This is a genomic window from Serratia sp. CY38905, from assembly GCF_052168875.1.
Taxonomy (GTDB): Bacteria; Pseudomonadota; Gammaproteobacteria; order Enterobacterales; family Enterobacteriaceae; genus Serratia; species Serratia sarumanii.
The window spans coordinates 77947-98128 of record NZ_JBJNLV010000015.1 but is presented as its reverse complement, the minus strand read 5'-3'; the positions used below and the strand labels follow the sequence as shown (position 1 = coordinate 98128).

At 61.3% G+C, this 20182-nt stretch carries 19 protein-coding genes; 6 read left to right on the top strand and 13 right to left on the bottom strand.

The window, feature by feature from the left end; translation table 11 throughout:
• Positions 1 to 13: 13 nt before the first annotated feature.
• Complete coding sequence (fabY, locus tag ACJ8MK_RS22925) at positions 14 to 961, top strand: fatty acid biosynthesis protein FabY (RefSeq protein ID WP_033636491.1); 948 nt, start codon at positions 14 to 16, stop codon at positions 959 to 961.
• A 36-nt stretch (positions 962 to 997) separates the two neighbouring features.
• Here the strand turns inward: fabY and ACJ8MK_RS22920 are convergent, their stop codons facing one another.
• Positions 998 to 2659 (bottom strand): AsmA family protein, encoded by a 1662-nt coding sequence (locus ACJ8MK_RS22920; protein ID WP_442518080.1) that lies wholly within the window; start codon positions 2657 to 2659, stop codon positions 998 to 1000.
• A 128-nt stretch (positions 2660 to 2787) separates the two neighbouring features.
• Positions 2788 to 4188 (bottom strand): nucleobase:cation symporter-2 family protein, encoded by a 1401-nt coding sequence (locus ACJ8MK_RS22915; protein ID WP_019452186.1) that lies wholly within the window; start codon positions 4186 to 4188, stop codon positions 2788 to 2790.
• Between the two features lie 240 nt (positions 4189 to 4428).
• Between ACJ8MK_RS22915 and gltS the strand changes: the two genes are divergently transcribed.
• A complete protein-coding gene (gltS, locus tag ACJ8MK_RS22910; RefSeq protein ID WP_033649747.1) occupies positions 4429 to 5640 on the top strand; it encodes a sodium/glutamate symporter in 1212 nt (403 codons plus the stop codon).
• A 42-nt stretch (positions 5641 to 5682) separates the two neighbouring features.
• Here gltS and recG read toward each other — a convergent pair whose 3' ends face one another.
• The 6 genes from recG to ACJ8MK_RS22880 all read right to left on the bottom strand — a co-directional run bounded on the left by recG (position 5683) and on the right by ACJ8MK_RS22880 (position 12374).
• Complete coding sequence (gene recG, locus ACJ8MK_RS22905; RefSeq protein ID WP_033636486.1) at positions 5683 to 7764, bottom strand: ATP-dependent DNA helicase RecG; 2082 nt, start codon at positions 7762 to 7764, stop codon at positions 5683 to 5685.
• On the bottom strand, positions 7761 to 8456 hold the full coding sequence (gene trmH, locus ACJ8MK_RS22900) for a tRNA (guanosine(18)-2'-O)-methyltransferase TrmH (protein WP_033649746.1): 696 nt from the start codon (positions 8454 to 8456) through the stop codon (positions 7761 to 7763). The genes recG and trmH overlap by 4 nt, the downstream gene beginning before the upstream one ends.
• A gap of 5 nt (positions 8457 to 8461) precedes the next feature.
• Positions 8462 to 10573: a bifunctional GTP diphosphokinase/guanosine-3',5'-bis pyrophosphate 3'-pyrophosphohydrolase gene (spoT, locus tag ACJ8MK_RS22895; protein ID WP_019452189.1), complete on the bottom strand. Its 2112-nt coding sequence runs from the start codon at positions 10571 to 10573 to the stop codon at positions 8462 to 8464.
• An 18-nt stretch (positions 10574 to 10591) separates the two neighbouring features.
• Entirely contained in the window at positions 10592 to 10867 is a 276-nt protein-coding gene (gene rpoZ / locus ACJ8MK_RS22890; protein ID WP_004931221.1) for a DNA-directed RNA polymerase subunit omega, read from the bottom strand.
• A 54-nt stretch (positions 10868 to 10921) separates the two neighbouring features.
• Positions 10922 to 11545: a guanylate kinase gene (gmk, locus tag ACJ8MK_RS22885; protein WP_033636481.1), complete on the bottom strand. Its 624-nt coding sequence runs from the start codon at positions 11543 to 11545 to the stop codon at positions 10922 to 10924.
• 211 nt (positions 11546 to 11756) lie between these two features.
• On the bottom strand, positions 11757 to 12374 hold the full coding sequence (locus tag ACJ8MK_RS22880; RefSeq protein ID WP_025304704.1) for a trimeric intracellular cation channel family protein: 618 nt from the start codon (positions 12372 to 12374) through the stop codon (positions 11757 to 11759).
• 253 nt (positions 12375 to 12627) lie between these two features.
• Here ACJ8MK_RS22880 and ACJ8MK_RS22875 point away from each other — a divergent pair, with 253 nt between their 5' ends.
• Positions 12628 to 13062 (top strand): DUF3574 domain-containing protein, encoded by a 435-nt coding sequence (locus ACJ8MK_RS22875; RefSeq protein ID WP_033636480.1) that lies wholly within the window; start codon positions 12628 to 12630, stop codon positions 13060 to 13062.
• 34 nt (positions 13063 to 13096) lie between these two features.
• Here the strand turns inward: ACJ8MK_RS22875 and ACJ8MK_RS22870 are convergent, their stop codons facing one another.
• On the bottom strand, positions 13097 to 14281 hold the full coding sequence (locus ACJ8MK_RS22870; protein WP_004931212.1) for a NupC/NupG family nucleoside CNT transporter: 1185 nt from the start codon (positions 14279 to 14281) through the stop codon (positions 13097 to 13099).
• Between the two features lie 361 nt (positions 14282 to 14642).
• On the opposite strand from ACJ8MK_RS22870, the gene ACJ8MK_RS22865 reads away from it, so the two are divergent.
• Entirely contained in the window at positions 14643 to 15032 is a 390-nt protein-coding gene (locus tag ACJ8MK_RS22865) for a hypothetical protein (RefSeq protein WP_033636479.1), read from the top strand.
• A gap of 55 nt (positions 15033 to 15087) precedes the next feature.
• On the opposite strand, the gene ACJ8MK_RS22860 is transcribed toward ACJ8MK_RS22865, so the two are convergent.
• The gene (locus ACJ8MK_RS22860) at positions 15088 to 15951 is read right to left on the bottom strand and encodes a YicC/YloC family endoribonuclease (RefSeq protein WP_015379441.1); all 864 of its coding nucleotides are present in this window, start codon (positions 15949 to 15951) and stop codon (positions 15088 to 15090) included.
• A gap of 126 nt (positions 15952 to 16077) precedes the next feature.
• Here ACJ8MK_RS22860 and rph point away from each other — a divergent pair, with 126 nt between their 5' ends.
• Together rph and pyrE are read left to right on the top strand one after the other, a co-directional pair.
• The gene (gene rph / locus ACJ8MK_RS22855) at positions 16078 to 16794 is read left to right on the top strand and encodes a ribonuclease PH (RefSeq protein ID WP_025160305.1); all 717 of its coding nucleotides are present in this window, start codon (positions 16078 to 16080) and stop codon (positions 16792 to 16794) included.
• Between the two features lie 96 nt (positions 16795 to 16890).
• On the top strand, positions 16891 to 17532 hold the full coding sequence (pyrE, locus tag ACJ8MK_RS22850; RefSeq protein ID WP_004931204.1) for an orotate phosphoribosyltransferase: 642 nt from the start codon (positions 16891 to 16893) through the stop codon (positions 17530 to 17532).
• A gap of 31 nt (positions 17533 to 17563) precedes the next feature.
• On the opposite strand, the gene slmA is transcribed toward pyrE, so the two are convergent.
• The 3 genes from slmA to coaBC form a co-directional block, all read right to left on the bottom strand.
• Entirely contained in the window at positions 17564 to 18160 is a 597-nt protein-coding gene (slmA, locus tag ACJ8MK_RS22845; RefSeq protein WP_025304700.1) for a nucleoid occlusion factor SlmA, read from the bottom strand.
• A gap of 250 nt (positions 18161 to 18410) precedes the next feature.
• On the bottom strand, positions 18411 to 18869 hold the full coding sequence (gene dut / locus ACJ8MK_RS22840; RefSeq protein ID WP_033636478.1) for a dUTP diphosphatase: 459 nt from the start codon (positions 18867 to 18869) through the stop codon (positions 18411 to 18413).
• Positions 18847 to 20064 carry a bifunctional phosphopantothenoylcysteine decarboxylase/phosphopantothenate--cysteine ligase CoaBC gene (gene coaBC, locus ACJ8MK_RS22835; RefSeq protein WP_033654544.1) on the bottom strand — a complete coding sequence of 406 codons (1218 nt, stop codon included), beginning with the start codon at positions 20062 to 20064 and terminating at the stop codon, positions 18847 to 18849. The genes dut and coaBC overlap by 23 nt, the downstream gene beginning before the upstream one ends.
• Between the last annotated feature and the right edge of the window lie 118 nt (positions 20065 to 20182).

The following is a 20182-nucleotide window of genomic DNA, read 5'->3' as shown; positions in this document are numbered from 1 at the left end:
AGAACAGGCGTCTATGTATCACCTACGAGTACCCGTAACAGAGCAAGAACTGAAGGAGTATTACCAGTTTCGCTGGGAAATGCTGCGCAAGCCGCTGCACCAGCCGGTGGGTTCGGAAAAGGATGCCTATGACGCCATGGCCCACCACCAAATGGTGGTGGACGAGGCCGGTAAAATCGTCGCCATCGGGCGGCTGTACATCAATGCCGACAACGAGGCGGCGATCCGTTTTCTGGCGGTAGATCCGACGCTGCAGGATAAAGGGCTGGGGACGCTGGTGGCGATGACGCTGGAGTCCGTTGCGCGGCAGGAGGGCGTGAAGCGGGTGGTGTGCAGCGCCCGTGAGGACGCGGTGGACTTCTTCGCCAAGCTGGGGTTCGTCAATCAGGGGGAGATCACTGCGCCGCAGACCACCCCGATCCGCCACTTTTTGATGATCAAACCGGTAGCGACGCTGGACGATATCCTGCATCGCCCCGACTGGTGCGGCCAACTGCAGCAGGCCTGGTATGAACACATCCCGCTGAGCGAAAAGATGGGCGTGCGCATCAGCCAATACACCGGCCAGCGCTTCGTCACCACCATGCCCGAGACCGGCAACCAGAATCCGCACCACACGCTGTTCGCCGGCAGCCTGTTCTCGCTGGCGACGCTGACCGCCTGGGGGCTGATTTGGCTGCTGCTGCGCGAGCGCCACCTCGGCGGCACCATCATTCTGGCGGACGCGCACATTCGCTACAGCAAACCGATTACCGGCAGGCCGCGAGCGGTGGCGGATCTCGGCTCGCTGAGCGGCGACTTGGCGCGTCTGGCGCGCGGCCGCCGCGCGCGCGTGCACGCCGAAGTGCATCTGTTCGGCGACGAGGATAAAGGCGCGGTGTTCGAAGGCACCTACATGGTGCTGCCGGCCGAGCCGGATGTGCCGCTGGATCAGGGCGGCTCTGAGGCGCTGGAAGAGTAAGACGGCGGCCTGCCTGAGGGCGGGCCGCGCAGGGCATTACGGCAGTTGCTGGTTCACCGCTTGGCCGTCGCCGGCGGTGGCCTGCAGATTTCCCTTCAACGAGGCTTTGAACGGCCCGTCGCTGTTCAGCAGCCCTTTCAACTGCAGCTCAAGGTTGCCGTCGCCCGTCAGCGGCACCGGCTGCCATCCCCATTGCTGCAAGGTGTTGATCGGTACCGAACGGCCGTGCAGCGTCAGCTGGAACGGCTTGCCCGGCAGCTGATCGACGGTCGCTTTGGCCTCAAGCAACCCATTAGGCATAAAGGCGCTGAGCTCGGTGACGTTAATCTGATTGGCGTCGGCGTTCAGCGCCAGCGAAGGGCGCCGCACGTCTATCTTGTTGAAGGTCGCCTCGCTGCCGTTCAGGTTGAGCGATCCAGACCATATGCCCCACTGGCGATCGCGCGCCAGCAGCAGGTTGCTGCCGTAGCCGTCCAGCGCGGTGATCTGGAACGGGAATGCCGGGTTGATATCGATGATCAGATTGCGGTTGGTGGTCAGCTTGGTGACGTACACCTCCGCCAGCCAGTCCGGCAGCGGTTTCAGCCACAGTTCGCGCCAGTCGCTCGGCAGGGTGTACTCCAGCGCCGCCATGGCCACTTCATCCAGCTGCAGGCGTTTGCCGGCGCGCAGCCAGTTGCCGGAGGTGCGCAGCAGCCCGCCTTCCCAGCGGGTGGTGAACTGTTGAATGGCTATGCCGGCGGAGGAGAGCCGCAGGGTGGCGATCGGATCGATCAGGTGGAAGCCGCCGTTGATCACGTCGCTGGCGTTGACGTTGAGCGAGCCGTCTTCGCTGCGCCAGTCGCCTTTTTCGACGCTGACGTTTTGCAGCGACAGATCGAGATCGTTAAACGCCCATGCCTTGCCTTCCAGGCGCGCGTCGATCAGATCGAAACGCTTGAGGGTGACCGGCGGCAGGGTGGTAAAGCGCTGCATGAATTCCGCCAGCGTCAGCGGGGTCTGCATGCGCACGCCGCTCAGCCGCAGGCGATCCACCTGCCAACTGCCGTCTGCGGCGCGGCTGGCCACGCCGGTCAGGTCGCCCTGCGCCAGATCGGCGCCGAAGTTGTTCAACAGCAGCTGGCCCTGCTTCTGCTCCCCCTGCACCAACACCTTCGAGGCGGGGATGCCGTTCAGCGTCATCGAACCGGCGCTGAACTGGAACTGGTTGCTGTCCCCCAGCAGATGACCGGCCAGCGGGCGCCACGGCGTGATGCCGGCAGTGACCTGCTGCGCGTTGAGCTGCCACTTGTTATCGTTGGACTGCAACGCCATGTTGCTCAGCTGCAGCACGTCGGCCTGTACAGGCAGCGCCGCCGCCTGCGGCTGCACGTTCAGCGTGCCGTCGCGCAGTGTGACGCTGTGAAAATAGCGCGGCTCGGTGATTTGGCGCAGGCTGAGGCCCAGATCGACGCGTTTGGCGACTAGCGCCTGCGGCTGGCCGTTGCGCGCCAGTTGCACGTCTTCCAGCTCAATCTGGTTCGGCTGGCTCCACGAATGGGTGATTTTTCCTATCGACAGGCGGTATTCGCTGTTGTCACTGATCCAGGCGCTCAGGCGGCCTGCCGCCCAGCGGGTTTGCCCCACCAGGTACAGCACCACTGCCGCCAGCACGATCAGCAGCAGCAACGTCAGCAACAGCTTTCCGATAAATTTCATCGTCTACATCCGCATCGGTCAAAAAAGATACCCTGTTTATGCCGCAATTGGCCGGGCATCTCAAGGGCAATGGTCTGATAGACAATAAAAAACGGCCGCAAGCGGCCGTTTGAACGCCGATGGACGGGTTACTTCTTCTCGTGTTCTTGCGGGAACACCAGGTTCAGCACGATGGCGGTAATGCCGCCGGCGGCGATGCCGGAAGAGAGCAGGGTTTTCAGCCAGTCCGGCGCGAACTGCAGGATCAGCGGCTGCTGGGAGACGCCCATGCCGACGGCCAGCGACAGCGCCATGATCATGATGGCGCGGCGGTTGAGACGCTCGCGCGATACGATGCGCACGCCGGAGGCGGCGATGGTGCCGAACATCACGATGGTCGCGCCGCCCAGTACCGGTTCGGGGATGTGCTGCACGAAGCCGGCCACCGCCGGGAACAGCCCCAGCGCGATCAGCATCAGCGCCACCACGAAGCCGACGTAGCGGCTGGCGACGCCGGTCAGTTGGATCACGCCATTGTTCTGGCCGAAGCAGGAGTTGGGGAAGGTGTTGAACACCGCCGACAGCATCGAGTTCAGGCCGTTGGCCAGCACGCCGCCCTTCAGGCGCTTCATGTACAGCGGCCCGCTGACCGGCTGTTCGGAGACGTCGGAGGTGGCGGTGATGTCGCCGATGGTCTCGAGCGAGGTGACCATAAAAATCAGCATCAGCGGCAGCAGCAGGTTCCAGTCGAAGCCCAGGCCGTAATAGAGCGGCGTGGGGATGGTGATCGCCGCCGTGGGGGCCGCCGGTGCGTCGGCGGGCAGCATGTCCATCGCCCAGGCCAACAGATAGCCGACCGCCATGGCGATCACCAGCGAAGCCACGCGCAGGTAAGGGTTGCGCTGGCGGTTCAGCAGGATGATTACCGCCAGCACCGCGCCGGCCAGCAGCAGGTTTTTCGGCGAGCCGAAGCTGTGATCGTTCATCGCGGCGTAGCCGCCGCCGATCGAGGTCAGGCCGACCTGAATCAGCGACAGGCCGATGATCATCACCACGATGCCGGAAACCAGCGGGGTGATGATGCGGCGCGCCAGATGCAGCACGCGCGACAGCAGAATTTCGGTGCAGGAGGCGACCATCAGGGTACCGAACAGCGCGGCCATCATGGTCGGCACGTCGGCGCCGCCGTTTTTCAGCGCCAGACCGCCCATGATCAGCGGCGAAACGAAGTTGAAGCTGGTGCCCTGAATCGACAGCAGCCCGGAACCCACCGGCCCCCAGGTTTTGATTTGCAGAATGGAAGCCAGACCGGAGGCGAACAGCGACATGCTGATGATGTGCTGGGTATCCTGTGCCGGCAGACCTAGCGCCTGGCAGATCAGCAGGGCCGGGGTGATCACCGCGACGAACATCGCCAGCAGATGCTGGCCGGCGGCAAACAGCGTTTGCGGCAGCGGCGGGCGATCTTCCAGGCGATAAATCAGTTCACTGGCGCGGGGTTCTGAGGCGGCTTGGCGCGCGGCATCAAGCTCGGAGGATGACATGCTCATGGTGTGGCGTTTCCAGATACGGCAAAGCAGGCATTTTAATGCTCCGCCCCACAAAAGCAAACGGTTGCGCGTAAATATTATGTTGCCGACTTTCCTGTTTATGTCGCATTTTCATTCATTTTTTCTTGTCATCTCAGCGTTTTTTACTTCTAATCCTGCACTCATCAAGTTTAAAAACTCAGTGGTTTTCTATAACTTATTATTTTTATTTGGATCTTTTTCCTTACATGGAGTACCTGGATGTTTCATCTTGATACTTATGGCACGTTAGTCGCGGCGACGCTGGTTTTGCTCCTCGGGGGCAAGTGCGTCAGAACCATTCCTCTGCTGCGAAAATATACCATTCCCGCTCCCGTCGCCGGCGGTTTGCTGGTGGCCCTCCTGCTGTTAGCCCTGAAAAAGCTCGTCAACTGGGAAATCAGTTTTGACATGTCGCTGAAGGATCCGCTGATGCTGGCCTTCTTCGCCACCATCGGCCTGAACGCCAACCTGGCGCGTTTGCGCGCCGGCGGCAAGGTGCTGGTGGTGTTCCTGTTCGTGGTGCTGGGGCTGCTTATCGTGCAGAATGCCATCGGCATCGGCATGGCGAAAATGCTGGGGTTGGATCCGCTGATGGGCCTGATCGCCGGGTCGATCACCCTGTCGGGCGGCCACGGCACCGGGGCGGCCTGGAGCAAGCTATTCATCGAGCGCTACGGCTTCGAGAACGCCACGGAAGTCGCCATGGCCTGCGCCACCTTCGGCCTGGTGCTGGGCGGCCTGATCGGCGGCCCGGTGGCGCGCTATCTGGTCAAGCACTCCTCCACGCCGGAAGGCACCCCGGATGACAGCGTGCAGCCGAGCGGCTTCGAGAAGCCGGAAAGCGGCCGTCTGATCACCTCGCTGGTGATGATCGAAACCATCGCCATGATCGCCATCTGTCTGAGTCTGGGGCAGCTGATTGCCGGCCTGCTGAGCGGCACGGTGTTTGAACTGCCGAACTTCGTCTGCGTGCTGTTCGTCGGGGTGATCCTCAGTAACACGCTGGCCTTCACCGGTTTCTATACCGTGTTCGAGCGGGCGGTGTCGGTGCTGGGCAACGTCAGCCTGTCGCTGTTCCTGGCGATGGCGTTGATGAGCCTGCGCCTGTGGGAGCTGGCCTCGCTGGCGCTGCCGATGCTGGCGATCCTGGCGGTGCAGACGCTGGTCATGGCGCTGTACGCGATCTTCGTCACCTATCGGGTGATGGGTAAAAACTACGACGCGGCGGTGCTGGCCGCCGGCCACTGCGGCTTCGGCATGGGCGCCACGCCGACGGCGATCGCCAACATGCAGGCGATCACCGATCGTTTCGGCCCGTCGCACGTGGCGTTTTTGGTGGTGCCGATGGTGGGGGCGTTCTTTATCGATATCGCCAATGCCATCGTCATCAAGCTGTATCTGCTGCTGCCGGTGTTCCCGGCGGTGGGGTGATATCGCGGGTCATCGCGAAAAGGGCGCCTGCGGCGCCCTTTTTTATGCGTTGGAGTAGCGCGCCTTCTCCGGCAGCCAGCGTTCGATCAGCGCCTGGGCGTGCTCCGGATAGTGCTGATGGAGATGGCGAGCGACGCGCTGCACTTCGGGGATCATCGCCTGATCGCGCAGCAGATCCGCCACCTTGAATTCGGCGCTGCCGGTCTGGCGGGTGCCCAGCAGCTCGCCCGGGCCGCGGATCTCCAGATCGCGCTGCGCGATGACGAAGCCATCGTTGCTGTCGCGCAGCACCTGCAGGCGCGTTTGCGCAGTCTTGCTCAGCGGCGTTTTGTACAGCAGCACGCAGTGTGAGGCCACGGCGCCGCGCCCTACGCGGCCGCGCAGCTGGTGCAGCTGCGCCAGGCCCAGCCGCTCCGGGTTTTCGATGATCATCAGGCTGGCGTTCGGCACGTCGACGCCGACTTCGATCACCGTAGTGGCCACCAACAGCTGCAGCTCGCCCTGTTTAAACGCCTGCATCACCGCCTGCTTTTCCTGCGCTTTCATGCGGCCGTGCACCAGCGCTACCTTCAGCTCTGGCAGCGCGGTTTTCAGTTCTTCCCAGGTGGCTTCCGCCGCCTGCGCTTCCAGCAGCTCGGACTCTTCGATCAGCGTACACACCCAGTAAGCCTGCCGTCCTTCTTCCAGACAGGCACTTTTCACCCGTTGAATGATGTCGGCGCGGCGGGTATCGGGGATGGCGACGGTGGTCACCGGCGTACGGCCCGGCGGCAGCTCGTCGATGACCGAGGTATCGAGATCGGCATAGGCGGTCATCGCCAGCGTGCGCGGGATCGGCGTGGCGGTCATGATCAGCTGATGGGCGTGGAAGCCTTGCTCTTCGCCTTTCTCCCACAGCGCCAGCCGCTGATGCACCCCGAAGCGGTGCTGCTCATCAATGATCACCAGCGCCAGGCCGTTAAACTGCACCTGCTCCTGGAAGATGGCGTGGGTGCCGACCACCATCGACACCTGGCCGCTGGCGATAGCCTCCTGCTGCGCGATGCGCGCCTTGCCTTTCTGTTTGCCGGCCAGCCAGCCGACCTCCAGCCCCAGCGGTTCGAACCACTGACGGAAATTGTTGGCGTGCTGCTCGGCCAGTAGCTCGGTCGGCGCCATCAGCGCTACCTGCTTGCCGTGCGCGATGGCGCGCAGCGCCGCCAGCGCCGCCACCAGCGTTTTACCGGAGCCGACGTCGCCCTGCACCAGCCGCATCATCGGGAAGTCTTTTTGCATATCGGCTTCGATGTCGGCCACCACGCGCGTTTGCGCGCCGGTCGGCGAGAACGGCAGCTGGGCGAGAAAACGGTTTTTCAGCCGATCGTCCGGCAGCAGCGGCTGCGCCTGATAGCTCTGCGCGCCGGCGCGCACCGCCAGCATGCTGAGGTTATGCGCCAGCAGCTCTTCGAGGATCAGGCGTTTTTGCGCCGGGTGTTTGCCCAGCTCCAGATCCGCCAGCTGGATGTCCGGCGGCGGGCGATGCAGGGTGTGCAGCGCCTGCGGCAGGCTCATCAGGCCGCCGCTCAGCTCCGGCGGCAGCAGTTCGGCGATGGCGCAGGTATCCAGCAGCTCCAGCGCCTGATCGGTCAGCTTGCGCAGCGTGGCTTGCCGCACCCCTTCGGTGGTGGGGTAGACCGGCGTCAGCGACTCCTGCAGCTCGACTTCGCTGGCTTCGCCCTGAATGCGGTATTCCGGATGGATGATTTCCGCGCCGTGGTTGCCGCGCTTGATCTCGCCATAGGCGGTCACGCGGCGGCCGGTGGCCAGGCTGTTCTTCATCGCGGCGTTGAAGTTGAAGAACCGCATGGTGAGGATGCCGGTACCGTCGCTGATCTGGCAGGTCAGCATGCGGCGGCGGCCGAAGCTGATGTCGCTGCGCAGCACTTCCCCTTCTACCGTGGCGTAGATGCCCGGCAGCAGATCGTTGATCGGGTAGAGGCGAGTGCGGTCTTCGTAGCGCAGCGGCAGGTGCAGCAGCAGATCCTGAATGGTCTCGAGGCCGAGTTTGGCCAGTTTGCCCGCCTGGCTGGCGCCAACCCCGGAAAGCGTGGTGAGTGGGACAGCATCCAGCAGGCGGCCTTTCATTTGCGCACCGTCGCCTGCATGGCCGCCCACCATTCGGCGCTGGCGACCACCTGGCCCTGCTCGTCAATCTGCGGGCGTGGCAGCCCTTTGCGCTTGGCCACGTTGGCCAGCACCGGGTAACCGCCTTCGAACAGCAGACGCTGCTGCTCTTCTTCATCCAGCATGCTGTTGTCGCGGCGATACAGGCCGGCGTTCTGCCGCTGGCGCTGCGCTTCATACAGGATCAGCGCCGAGGCCACGGAGACGTTGAGCGACTGCACCATGCCGATCATCGGAATGACGATGTCCCGATCGGCCAGCGCCAGCGCTTCTTCGGTGATGCCGGTTTTTTCCTGGCCGAGCAGCACGCAGGTGGGCCGGGTGTAGTCCACCTCGCGGAAATCGACCGCGCGCGCAGACAGATTGGTGGCCAGAATTTGCATGCCCTGCGCTTTCAGATGACCGACCGCGTCGCCGATGGAACGATGGGTTTTGACGCTGACCCAGCTGTTGCTGCCGGCGGCGGAGGAAACCAGGGTGCGCATGCGGGTGGTGGGCCACACGGCGTGGACCTGATGCACGCCGACGGCGTCGGCGGTGCGGATAATGGCGGAGACGTTATGCGGCTTGTGCACTTGCTCCAGGCAGACCGTCAAATCCGGCTGCCGGGTCGCGAGCATTTCACAAATCCGCGCATAGCGTTCAGGACTCATAAGCGCTAGTTTCGGTTGCGGTTAACTTTGATCACATCCGGCATGATACGGATTTTACGCATAATGTTTGCCAAATGGATGCGATCGCGGGTGGTCAAGCGGATAAAGGCGCTATAAACCCGACCGTCTTTCTCTTCGGTGTTCAGGCTCTGAATATTGGACTCGGCCGCGTTGATCGCCGCCGTCAGGTTGGCCAACGCGCCCTGGTGGTTGAACATATCCACCTTGATCTCGGCGATGAACTCCTGCTCGGTCTCTTTATCCCACTCGACCGCCATGAACTTCTCAGGCTCTTTCTGATAGCCGCGAATATTGCGGCAGGACTCATGGTGGATCACCAGCCCTTTGCCCGGGCTGACGTGAGCGATAATCGGATCGCCCGGAATCGGACGGCAGCACTTGGCGAAGGTGATCAACACCCCGTCGGCGCCCTTGATGGCCAGGTTACGCACGCCGGAGGATGCGCCCAGGCTGGACTGATCGCCCTGCAGGTTCTTCGCCACCACCACGCTCATGGCGTTGCCGAGGCCGATTTCCGCCAGCAGATCGTCCAGCGTCGCCAGCTTCATACGGTCCAGCTCGTGCTGAATGTTTTCCTGCGGGATTTCGGCCAGCTTGCGGCTGCCGCCCAGCGCGTGGTTGAGCAGACGGCGGCCGAGGCCGACGGAGTCGTCGCGCTTGAGGTTCTTCAGCATCTGGCGAATTTTGGCGCGCGCTTTCGAGCTGACCACGAAGTTCAGCCAGGCGGCGTTGGGCCGCGCGCCCGGCGCGGTGATGATCTCGACGGTCTGGCCGCTAGTCAGCGACTGCGACAGCGGGTATGGCTGACGATCGACGCGCGCGCCGACGCAGGCATGGCCGATATCGGTATGCACCGCATAGGCGAAATCGACCGGCGTGGCGCCGGCGGGCAGCTCGACGATGCGGCCTTCCGGGGTGAAAACGTAAATCTCATCCGGGAACAGATCGGATTTGACGCTCTCGATAAACTCAAACGAACTGCCGGCGCTTTGCTGCAGTTCCAGCAGGCTCTGCATCCAGCGCTGGGCGCGGATCTGCGCCGTGGTGCCGGTTTCGCCCTGCTCTCTTTCCTTGTAAGCCCAGTGCGCGGCTACCCCCATCTCAGCCATCTGGTCCATGTCTTCGGTGCGGATCTGCACTTCGACCGGCACGCCGTGCGGGCCGATCAGCGAGGTATGCAGCGATTGATAGCCGTTGGCCTTGGGAATGGCGATGTAATCTTTCACCCGCCCCGGGCGCGGTTTGTACAGGCTGTGCACCTGGCCGAGCACGCGGTAGCAGGTATCGACCTCTTTCACGATCACCCGGAACGCGTAGATATCCATGATGGAATGGAAACGCTGTTCTTTGAGGTGCATCTTGAGGTAGATGGAGTAGAGGTGTTTTTCCCGCCCGCTGACGCGGCAGGCGATGCCGGCTTCGGTCAGTCGCCCTTCGATCTCGGAGAGGATTTTTTGAATCATCTCTTTGCGGTTGCCGCGTGCGGCTTTCACCACTTCCTTGATCACGCGATAACGGTTCGGGTACAGCGCCTCGAAGCCCAGCTCTTCCAGCTCGGTCTTCAGGTGATGAATACCCAGACGGTGGGCGAGCGGGCTGTAGATTTCCAGGGTTTCACGCGCGATGCGCCGGCGTTTGTCGGGGCGCAGCGAACCGAGGGTGCGCATGTTGTGCGTACGGTCGGCCAGCTTGATCAGCACGACGCGGATATCCTGCACCATCGCCATGATCATCTTGCGGAAGTTTTCCGCCTGCGCTTCTTTCTTGTCCTGGAACTTCAGCTTGTCGAGCTTGGAGACGCCCTCAACCAGTTCGGCGACGCTCTTGCCGAACAGCTGTTCCATATCTTGATAGGTGGCTGGGGTGTCTTCGATGACGTCGTGCAGCAATGCCGCCATCAGCGTCTCGTGATCGAGACGCATTTCCGCCAGGATGCAGGCCACGGCGACCGGGTGAGTAATGTAAGGCTCACCGCTGGAGCGTGTCTGGCCCTCGTGCGCGTCGCGCGCGACGAGGTATGCCTGTTTGAGGCGCTTAATCTGCTCCTCGGGCAGGTAACGTTGAATCAGCAGATTCAGGCTTTCAAACAGGTACAAGGCGGACTCGCAGTCTAATTAACGACGACCTTCAGCAATCGCGGTAACCGCTTGAATCTCTGCGGCTTCCTGCTCTTGCTGCTCCTGGCGCTCACGCACGTCGAGGATCTGGCTGGTGATCAGGCCTTCTTCGATTTCGCGCAGGGCGATAACGGTGTACTTGTCGTTCTCTTCCGGAACCAGTGCATCTTTGCCGCCGGTCTGGATCTGACGCGCCCGACGAGCAGCGACCAACACCAGGTCAAAACGGTTACCAATTTTCTCTACAGCGTCTTGAACAGTTACGCGTGCCATATTTGTGCTACTCCACAGGTGACGAAAAGACTGGGCATGATACTGAAACTGCCTTCAGTCTGCCAATAGTTTGCTGATTAAAGCGTCATGCCGCAGCAACTGGCGGCCCAAACGCAGGCGCTCGGCGCGAATGATGGTCTTCAGATCGGACAGCGCCAGATCGAAATCATCGTTCACGATCAGGTAATCGTACTCCGCGTAATGCGTCATTTCCGCCACGGCCTGAGCCATGCGCTTGGCGATCACCTCTTCGGAATCCTGCCCGCGCCCGCGCAGGCGGCGGCCCAGTTCTTCCTTCGACGGCGGCAGAATGAAGATGCTGCGCGCCTGCGGCATTTTGGCGCGGATTTGCTGCGCGCCCTGCCAGTCGATATCCAGAAACACGTCCACGCCGGTCGACAATACTTGTTCGATGGCGGCGCGCGAGGTGCCGTAATAGTTGCCGAACACTTCGGCGTGCTCAAGAAACGCGTCCTGCTCGATCATCCGGCGGAATTCGTCTTTCGAGACGAAGAAATAGTGCTCGCCGTGATTTTCACCCGGGCGGCTGTCGCGCGTGGTGTGCGAAACCGAAACCTGCGTGTCGTACAGCGGTTGCGTCTTTAACAAAGCCTGAATCAGACTTGATTTACCTGCGCCACTGGGAGCAGAGACAATATAAAGCGTGCCTTGAGCCATGATGATGTTCGTTGATAACGGTTGATATGCCAATAACAGCGGATGTGTATTTTCTCCGCACAGTATACACGGCTAACGCGCCGGGTGCAGCGTTAGCTCGCATTTTGCCCGCCGCTTTGCGCGGAAAAAGCGGCGAATGAGCGAATTTGCGCGTCGAAGGGCGACATTTCTGCAGTTTTGGCCTCGGCGGCGGCGCGTTGCCGCCCCGAGATCAGTGATCCGGATGCTGGTAGTTGAACACCGGCAGGCCGAGGCGGAAGCGCAGGGCGATCAGGCGCGCGCTCAGGCCGGCGACCAGCGTGAGGATCACCACCAGATTGTGCGGCAGGCTGAGGTGCTGCAGGCCGATATACAGCCAGGCGGCGCTGAAGGAGATGCCGGCGTAGATCTCTTTCTGGAAAACCAGCGGGATACGGTTGCAGAACATGTCGCGCAGCACCCCGCCGAAGACGCCGGTGATCACTGCGGCGATGGCGGCGATAATGGCGCTGTGTCCCATATCCAGGGCCACCTGCGCGCCGATGATCGAGAAGACGATCAGGCCGACGGCGTCGAGCACCAGGAACAGGCGGCGCAAATGGCGCATCAGGGGAGCCACCCAGGTGGTGACGATCGCCGCTATCGCGACGATGACGATGTATTCCGGGTGTTTGACCCAGCCCAATGGAAAATGCCCGAGCAGCATATCGCGCACCGACCCGCCGCCGATCGCCGTGACCGAAGCGATGATGATCACGCCGAACATGTCCATTTGGCGGCGGCCGGCCGCCAGCGCGCCGGTCATGGCTTCGGCGGTGATGCCGATGATATAAAGGATGCTCAGTAACATAAGGGATTCACAGCGTACTTGCGTCAGAATGATGGCCGGCAGGGTAATCGCCGCCGATGGCGCGCGCCACTGAGTTTTTTTCACTGATGGCGTTTCGGATTAATTTAGCTAATCCAAACTCCGTTTTTATTGCCGATAACCAGCCTTTTTTAACATCTGGCTGTTGATGAAAGCATTAGAAATTTCGCGCTGGTTTCCATCGCTGACTATGCTTTTTGCAGCGAATCCTTCAACCGATAAACCGAGACTGCAGATGAAAAACTCCCCGAGATTGGCCGCCGGCGCCGTGGTGGCCGCCCTGCTGCTGAGCGGCTGCGTGGCGCCAGGCCACCAGGCTGTGCCACCCGCCCCGGCTTGCCGCACCGGCGATCCGCTGGTGCAGACAACGCTCTACTTCGGCCTGAATCGCCCGGCGGGGCCGGCGATCACCGCCGCCGAGTGGCAAACCTTCGTCGATAGCCAGGTGACGCCGCGCTTTAAAGACGGGCTGACGGTCTTTGATGCCAAAGGGCAGTGGCTGGGCCACGATGGCAAGCTGGCGCGCGAGAACAGCAAGGCGCTGCTGCTGATCCATGCACCGGGCAAAGAGAGCGAGATGAATATCGAGGCGCTGCGCAGCGGCTACAAGCAGCAGTTTGCGCAGGATTCGGTAATGCGGGTGGATGCGCCGGTGTGCGTGGCGTTTTAAAGCGAACTCCCGGCCCTGCGGCCGGGAGTGGGGATTACAGCACTAGGCCGGCGATGGCCGCCGACAGCAGGCTCACCAGCGTCGAGCCGTAAACCAGCTTCAGGCCAAAACGGGAAACCACGTTGCCTTGCTGCTCGTTCAGCCCCTTGATGGCGCCGGCGACGATGCCGATGGAGGCGAAGTTGGCGAACGACACCAGGAACACCGACAGAATGCCCAGCCCGCGCGGCGACAGCTCCGCCGCGATTTTCTTCAGCTCAATCATCGCCACGAATTCGTTGGCCACCAGTTTGGTCGCCATGATGCTGCCCGCCTTCAGAGCCTCTTCCGCCGGGATACCGATCAGCCAGGCCAGCGGATAGAACACATAGCCGAGGATCTGCTGGAAGCTGATGCCGAGCACCGCGGAGAACAGCGCATTGACGGCGGAGATCAGCGCGATAAAGCCGATCAGCATCGCCGCGATGATCATCGCAATCTTGAAGCCGGCCAGAATGTATTCGCCCAACATTTCGAAGAAGCTCTGATCTTCATGCAGTTTGTTCAGCTTCAGCTCCGGCTCGTCTTCGACCTGATACGGGTTGATGATCGACAGAATGATGAAGGTGCTGAACATGTTAAGGATCAATGCCGCCACCACGTACTGCGCGTCGATCATTGACATGTAGGCGCCGACGATGGAGAGCGATACCGTCGACATGGCGGTCGCGGCCATGGTGTACATGCGGCGCGGCGATATATCGCCGATGATGCCTTTATAGGCGATGAAGTTCTCCGACTGCCCCAGCACCAGCGTGCTGACGGCGTTGAACGATTCCAGCTTGCCCATGCCGTTGACCTTGGACAGCAAGGTGCCGACCAGGCGAATGATCAGCGGCAGGATGCGGAAATGCTGCAAAATGCCGATCAGGGCGGAAATAAAGATGATAGGGCACAAAACGCCGAGGAAGATGAATGCCAGACCATCCTTGCTCATGCCGCCGAACACGAACTCCGATCCTTGGGCGGCGTAGGCGAGCAGAGTGTCGAAGAAGCCGGCGACGTGTTTGATCACGCTGAGCCCGCTGGCGGAGTGCAGGAAGAAATAGGCCAGCGCGCCTTCGATCACCAGCAGCTGGATGATATAGCGCAGGCGGATTTTCTTGCGATTATTGCTGACCAGCAGCGCCAGGGCGATGATCACCACCAGAGCCATAATAAATTGCAGAATTTGTGGCATAAACGGTCCGTACGGTTCACGGGCAGGAAAAAAACACATTTAGCCACAGCATCGCCGCCCTTTCATTACCTTGCGTGATAATTAGAACAAAATACTTATGGCGTGCGGGATATCTTGCCGATTGTCATCCGCACGCGCTGCTCGGCAGTTTTTCATAAGCTTCCCGGTGGCCGGTTGCCCAGAGGCCTGCCGGCTCGCAACCTGATGCAATCGCCGTCACTCGCGTGCAAACGCCTGGAATCTGGCTCGCAACTGGCGCTTTTTCATGGCGTAAAGTGTGGTTTTCTCGAGAGAGGCAAAGAAAAATGCCTGAACAAGGCGCCACGACCGGCGCGTATTTTCTCGGACAAGGAGGCGAACGATGAATACCGGCACGTTGCTCAGGGCGCTGGCCAACGGCGTTAATCCCGACACCGGCGAGCTGTTGAGACCGGCTTCGGCGGCCTGTGCGCCGGAGGCTATCCGCCTGCTGTTCGCGTTGGCCAATGAGTTCGACGGTGAAGCCGAACTGCAGAAAAAAGCCCGGCTGACGCCGGAGGAGAAGCGGCAGAAGAATCTGGCCGAGGGCCGGCCGGCCAATGCCTACTTCCCTTGGCCGGAAGAAGAAAAACTGCGGCTGCGTGAGAGCCATGCGGCTGGGGCGACGCTGGAAGCGCTGAGCGATGAGTTCGAGCGCTCAACCTGGAGCATTGCGGTGCAGCTGCAGAAAATGGGGCTGATTGATGAAGAGCAGGCGGCCGCCCATCGCTGATCTGCAGCCATAAAAAAGCCCGCTTGGCGCGGGCTTGATGGCATGCGGGGCAGGATCACTCGATGTTCTGGATCTGCTCGCGCATTTGCTCAATCAGCACTTTCAGCTCGATGGCGGAAGCGGTGACGTCGGCATTGATCGACTTGGAGGCCAGGGTGTTCGATTCGCGGTTGAACTCCTGCATCATAAAGTCGAGGCGGCGGCCGACGGCTTCTTTCTTCTTCAGAATGTTGTGCGTCTCTTTCACGTGCGCTTCCAGACGGTCCAGCTCTTCGGCGACGTCGATGCGCTGCGCCATCAGCACCAGCTCCTGCTCCAGGCGGGTGTTTTCCAGCTGTACCTGTGCCTCTTCCAACTTGCTGACCAGGCGCTCGCGCTGCCATTGCAGGATGTTCGGCATCTGGGCGCGCACTTTGACCACTTCGGCGCTGACGCCGTCGAGGCGCTGTTCGATCAGCGTTTTCAGCGCGGCACCTTCGCTTTCGCGTGCGACGATGAAGTCATCCAGCGCGCCGTCCAGCGCCTGCATCAGCTCGGCGCTGATGGCGTCCAAATCCTGCTCCTGCGCGGACATCACGCCCGGCCAGCGCAGCACGTCGATCGGGTTGATTTCCCCTTCGTCGCTCTGCATTTTCACCCAGTTGGCGGCTTCGACCAGCTGTTTGGCCAGTTTTTCGTTCAGGATCAGCGAGCTTTGCGCGCTTGGATCCAGCTCGAAACGCAGGTTGCATTCGACTTTGCCGCGGGTCAGGCGGCCACGGATACGTTCACGGATCACCGGCTCCAGGCTGCGGAATTGTTCCGGCAGGCGGATGTAGGTTTCTAAGTAGCGCTGGTTAACGGAACGCAGCTCCCAGGCTGCGCTGCCCCATTCACCCTTGATTTCACGCCGGGCGTAGGCGGTCATGCTGCGGATCATTGATGCGTACCCGTAATAGGAAAAGATGGGGCGATTATAGCGTCGCGGCTGCGGGCAGGATAGGCATTACGTCACGAAGCCCGTATAATGCGCAGCCAATAGTTGATTTGAAGCCGGAGAGAGCCCATGCGTCCTGCAGGCAGAGCACCACAGCAAGTTCGCCCCCTGACACTGACCCGTCACTATACCAAACACGCTGAAGGTTCAGTGCTGGTTGAGTTTGGCGATACCAAAGTCTTGTGCACCGCCACGGTAGAAGAGGGCGTTCCGCGCTTCCTGAAAGGCCAGGGGCAAGGTTGGATCACCGCCGAGTACGGCATGCTGCCGCGCTCCACCCACAGCCGCAACGCTCGTGAAGCCGCCAAAGGCAAACAGGGTGGCCGCACGCTGGAGATCCAGCGCCTGATCGCCCGCTCGCTGCGCGCCGCGGTAGACCTGAAAAAGCTCGGTGAATTCACCATCACCCTCGACTGCGACGTACTGCAGGCCGACGGCGGTACCCGAACTGCCTCGATCTCCGGCGCCTGCGTGGCGCTGGCCGATGCGTTGAACACGCTGGTGGCCAACGGCAAGCTGAAAGCCAACCCGATGAAGGGCATGGTGGCGGCGGTTTCCGTCGGCATCGTCAATGGCGAAGCGCTGTGCGATCTGGAGTATGTGGAGGATTCCGCGGCGGAAACCGACATGAACGTGGTGATGATGGAAGATGGCCGCATGATTGAGGTGCAGGGCACCGCCGAAGGCGAGCCGTTCAGCCACGATGAGCTGTTGGCGCTATTGGCGCTGGCCCGAGGGGGCATCGAAACCATCTTCCAGGCGCAGAAAGCGGCGCTGGCGGACTGATTTTTTAAGGCGACTGAGAAGTCGCCTTTTTTATGCCCGGCGATCGGGCGGCAGTAATGACAAGACCCAAGCAGATTCAGACGAGGAGAAGCAGTAATGAAAGCCTATCAGCGCCAGTTTATCGAGTTCGCGCTTAACAAGCAGGTATTGAAATTCGGCGAGTTCACCCTGAAATCCGGCCGCACCAGCCCGTATTTCTTCAACGCCGGTCTGTTTAATACCGGGCGCGATCTTGCGCTGTTGGGGCGCTTCTACGCCGAAGCTCTGATGGACTCCGGCATCGATTTCGACCTGCTGTTTGGCCCGGCCTATAAAGGCATTCCTATTGCCACCACTACGGCGGTGGCGTTGGCGGAACACCATGAGCGCGACGTGCCTTACTGCTTTAACCGCAAGGAAGCCAAGACCCACGGCGAAGGCGGTTCGCTGGTGGGCAGCCCGCTGCAGGGGCGAGTGATGTTGGTGGACGATGTGATCACCGCCGGCACCGCGATCCGCGAGTCGATGGAAATCATCGGCGCCAGCGGCGCTTCGCTGGCGGGCGTGCTGATTTCCCTCGACCGTCAGGAACGCGGCCGCGCGGATATCTCCGCCATTCAGGAAGTGGAACGCGACTATCACTGCAAGGTGATTTCGATCGTGACGCTGAAGGACCTGATCGCCTATCTGGAAGAGAAGCCGGAAATGGCGGACCACCTGGCGGCGGTGCGCGCTTACCGCGAGCAGTACGGGGTGTAAGTAAAAACGCCGGGCATACCCGGCGTTATCTTTATTGCAGCTGGGCCGCCAACAGCGGCCAGCGGGCGTCGAATTCCTGCGTTGGGCGATAGCGGAATTCCGAACGCACATAGCGCGACAACATGCCTTCGCAGAAGGCCAGCAGCTGGCTGGCCAGCAGCGTTTCATCGACGATAAAGCCTTTGCCTTCGCGCAATTTGCGCTCTTTCAGCACCTGTCGCAGCTGCGCCTCGATGCGTTCGAACAGCTGGTTGATGCGGCCCTGCAGGCGATCCTGTTCAAACATCAGCGCGTGGCCGGTCATGATGCGCGTCAGCCCCGGGTTGCGTTCCGCAAAGCCCAGAATCAGCAGTAAAATCAGGCGCAGACGATTAAACGTCTCTTTCTCGTCCTGCAAGATCAGGTTGATGCGGGTGATCAGGCTGTCTTCGATAAACTCGATCAGGCTGTCGAACATCCGTGTCTTGCTGGGGAAATGCCGGTACAGCGCAGCTTCAGAAACACCCACGTTCGCGGCGAGCTTGGCGGTGGTGATGCGTTGGCTGCCGTCGCTGGACTCCAGCATCTGGGCTAACGCCTGCAATATTTCCTCGCGCCGATTCCTTTTCGTATTTTCTTTTTCTGCCATGTCTGATTAGACCCTTGCTAAAACTTAACTGACGGAAACCCGGGCACCGGCCGCTGCAGAGCAGGCTCTGTGCGGCTTATGTGATAGCTTTTTTACGATGCTGGGGTCAGCGGCCTTAACGGCCTTTTCCGCGCTGCCTGGTGTGCGCTGCAATTGTCGCGGTAAAACCTTGCCGCAGAGACATCCTTCTCCCCGGAAAGGCAAGGTTCAGGCGACGTTTCCCTGCCGGCCCTCGTGCCTTGGGTGGCGCTTAGTGGCGCCCCGAGTGGCCGAAGCCGCCTTCGCCGCGCTCGCTGCCGTCGAATTCTTCCACCAGGTTGAATTCTGCCTGCACCACCGGCACGAAGACCATCTGCGCGATGCGTTCACCCGGCTCTATGGTGAAGTGCTTCTGGCCGCGGTTCCAAACGGACACCATCAGCTGGCCCTGATAATCGGAGTCGATCAGGCCGACCAGGTTGCCCAACACGACGCCGTGCTTATGGCCCAGGCCTGAGCGCGGCAGGATCACCGCCGCCAGGCTTGCGTCGGCGATATGGATCGCGAGGCCGGTAGGCAGCAGCGTGGTTTCACCCGGCGCCAGCTCTACCGCGCTGTCCAGGCAGGCGCGCAGGTCGAGACCGGCGGAGCCCGGGGTGGCGTAGGTCGGTAGCGGGAAATCCTGACCGATGCGCGGGTCGAGGATCTTAACGTCGATTTTTTTCATCATAACGGCTGACTATCTCGTCTATTAAACGTTGGCCAAGGAGTGCCTTGTCGCTCAGCGCCAGGCGTTTCTCTCCATCCTGCCAAAAAAGGTGCAGGGCATTGGTGTCGCTGTTGAACCCGTGCTCTGCAAGCGATACATCGTTAGCGCAAATCAAATCCAGCTTCTTACGCGCCAGTTTTTGCCGCGCGTATTCTTCCACATTCTGGGTTTCGGCGGCAAACCCCACGACAAACGGTCGATTTTTGGTCATCGCCGCCACGCCGGCGACGATGTCGGGGTTTTTTACCATCTTGAGGATGATTTCATCACCCTGTTTTTTTATTTTTTCATCGGCGATCCGCTCGGGGCGGTAGTCGGCCACGGCGGCGCAGGAGATGAAAATCTGCTGTTGCGCGGCGCGCTGTTGCACCGCCTGCTCCATCTCCAGCGCGCTGGTGACGTCCACTCGGGTGACCGATGGCGGCGTCGGCAGGCTGACCGGCCCGGCGATCAGCGTCACCTGTGCGCCGCGGGCGGCGGCGGCGCGGGCGATGGCGAAGCCCATTTTGCCGGAGCTGTGGTTGCTGATGAAACGCACCGGATCCAGCGCTTCACGCGTCGGGCCGGCGGTGATCATAACCTGCAAATGTTGCAGATCCTGCGGGGCGGAAAAATGCGCGTTCGCCAGGTCGACGATGTTCAGCGGATCCAACATGCGGCCCGGGCCGACGTCGCCGCAGGCCTGGCTGCCGCTGTCCGGCCCCCAAAGCAGCATGCCGCGCGCCTGCAGCGTTTGCAGGTTGGCCTGCGTGGCGGCGGCGCGATACATCTGCTGGTTCATGGCGGGCGCGGCGGCGATGGGGGCATCGGTCGCCAGGCAGACGGTGGTCAGCAGATCGTTGGCCATGCCGGCGGCGACGCGCGCCAGCAGATCGGCGGTCGCCGGCGCCAGAATAACCAGATCCGCCCACTTGCCGAGTTCGATGTGGCCCATGGCGGCTTCGGCGGCGGGATCCAACAGATCGTCGGATACCGGGTAGCCGGAAACGGCCTGCAGCGTCAGTGGCGTAATGAACGCCTTGGCGGCATGGGTCATCACCACGCGCACTTCCGCGCCCCTGTCTCGCAGGCGGCGCACCAGCTCTGGGCATTTGTAGGCGGCGATGCCGCCGCTGATGCCAAGCACAATATGTTTGCCGGAAAGTCCCGTCATCATCATTGTCCGATTGAAAGCCGAAAGATGCGCCATTTTAGCATATCCGTGGTTCAGGTGAGCGATTCCGCAATGGCTGCAGGGCGTTACATTGTGCTTTGCGAAACACTTCGCAATGTTA

Bases quoted from the DNA above. Each gene is read 5' to 3' on its own strand.
- ACJ8MK_RS22880 (WP_025304704.1), bottom strand. From the start codon at position 12,374: ATGTTACTGAGCATCCTTTATATCATCGGCATCACCGCCGAAGCCATG.
- recG (WP_033636486.1), bottom strand. From the start codon at position 7,764: ATGAAAGGCCGCCTGCTGGATGCTGTCCCACTCACCACGCTTTCCGGG.
- ACJ8MK_RS22920 (WP_442518080.1), bottom strand. From the start codon at position 2,659: ATGAAATTTATCGGAAAGCTGTTGCTGACGTTGCTGCTGCTGATCGTG.
- pyrE (WP_004931204.1), top strand. From the start codon at position 16,891: ATGAAAGCCTATCAGCGCCAGTTTATCGAGTTCGCGCTTAACAAGCAG.
- fabY (WP_033636491.1), top strand. From the start codon at position 14: ATGTATCACCTACGAGTACCCGTAACAGAGCAAGAACTGAAGGAGTAT.
- ACJ8MK_RS22915 (WP_019452186.1), bottom strand. From the start codon at position 4,188: ATGAGCATGTCATCCTCCGAGCTTGATGCCGCGCGCCAAGCCGCCTCA.
- gltS (WP_033649747.1), top strand. From the start codon at position 4,429: ATGTTTCATCTTGATACTTATGGCACGTTAGTCGCGGCGACGCTGGTT.
- slmA (WP_025304700.1), bottom strand. From the start codon at position 18,160: ATGGCAGAAAAAGAAAATACGAAAAGGAATCGGCGCGAGGAAATATTG.
- trmH (WP_033649746.1), bottom strand. From the start codon at position 8,456: ATGAGTCCTGAACGCTATGCGCGGATTTGTGAAATGCTCGCGACCCGG.
- ACJ8MK_RS22860 (WP_015379441.1), bottom strand. From the start codon at position 15,951: ATGATCCGCAGCATGACCGCCTACGCCCGGCGTGAAATCAAGGGTGAA.
- gmk (WP_033636481.1), bottom strand. From the start codon at position 11,545: ATGGCTCAAGGCACGCTTTATATTGTCTCTGCTCCCAGTGGCGCAGGT.
- ACJ8MK_RS22875 (WP_033636480.1), top strand. From the start codon at position 12,628: ATGAAAAACTCCCCGAGATTGGCCGCCGGCGCCGTGGTGGCCGCCCTG.
- rph (WP_025160305.1), top strand. From the start codon at position 16,078: ATGCGTCCTGCAGGCAGAGCACCACAGCAAGTTCGCCCCCTGACACTG.
- coaBC (WP_033654544.1), bottom strand. From the start codon at position 20,064: ATGATGACGGGACTTTCCGGCAAACATATTGTGCTTGGCATCAGCGGC.
- dut (WP_033636478.1), bottom strand. From the start codon at position 18,869: ATGATGAAAAAAATCGACGTTAAGATCCTCGACCCGCGCATCGGTCAG.
- ACJ8MK_RS22865 (WP_033636479.1), top strand. From the start codon at position 14,643: ATGAATACCGGCACGTTGCTCAGGGCGCTGGCCAACGGCGTTAATCCC.
- rpoZ (WP_004931221.1), bottom strand. From the start codon at position 10,867: ATGGCACGCGTAACTGTTCAAGACGCTGTAGAGAAAATTGGTAACCGT.
- ACJ8MK_RS22870 (WP_004931212.1), bottom strand. From the start codon at position 14,281: ATGCCACAAATTCTGCAATTTATTATGGCTCTGGTGGTGATCATCGCC.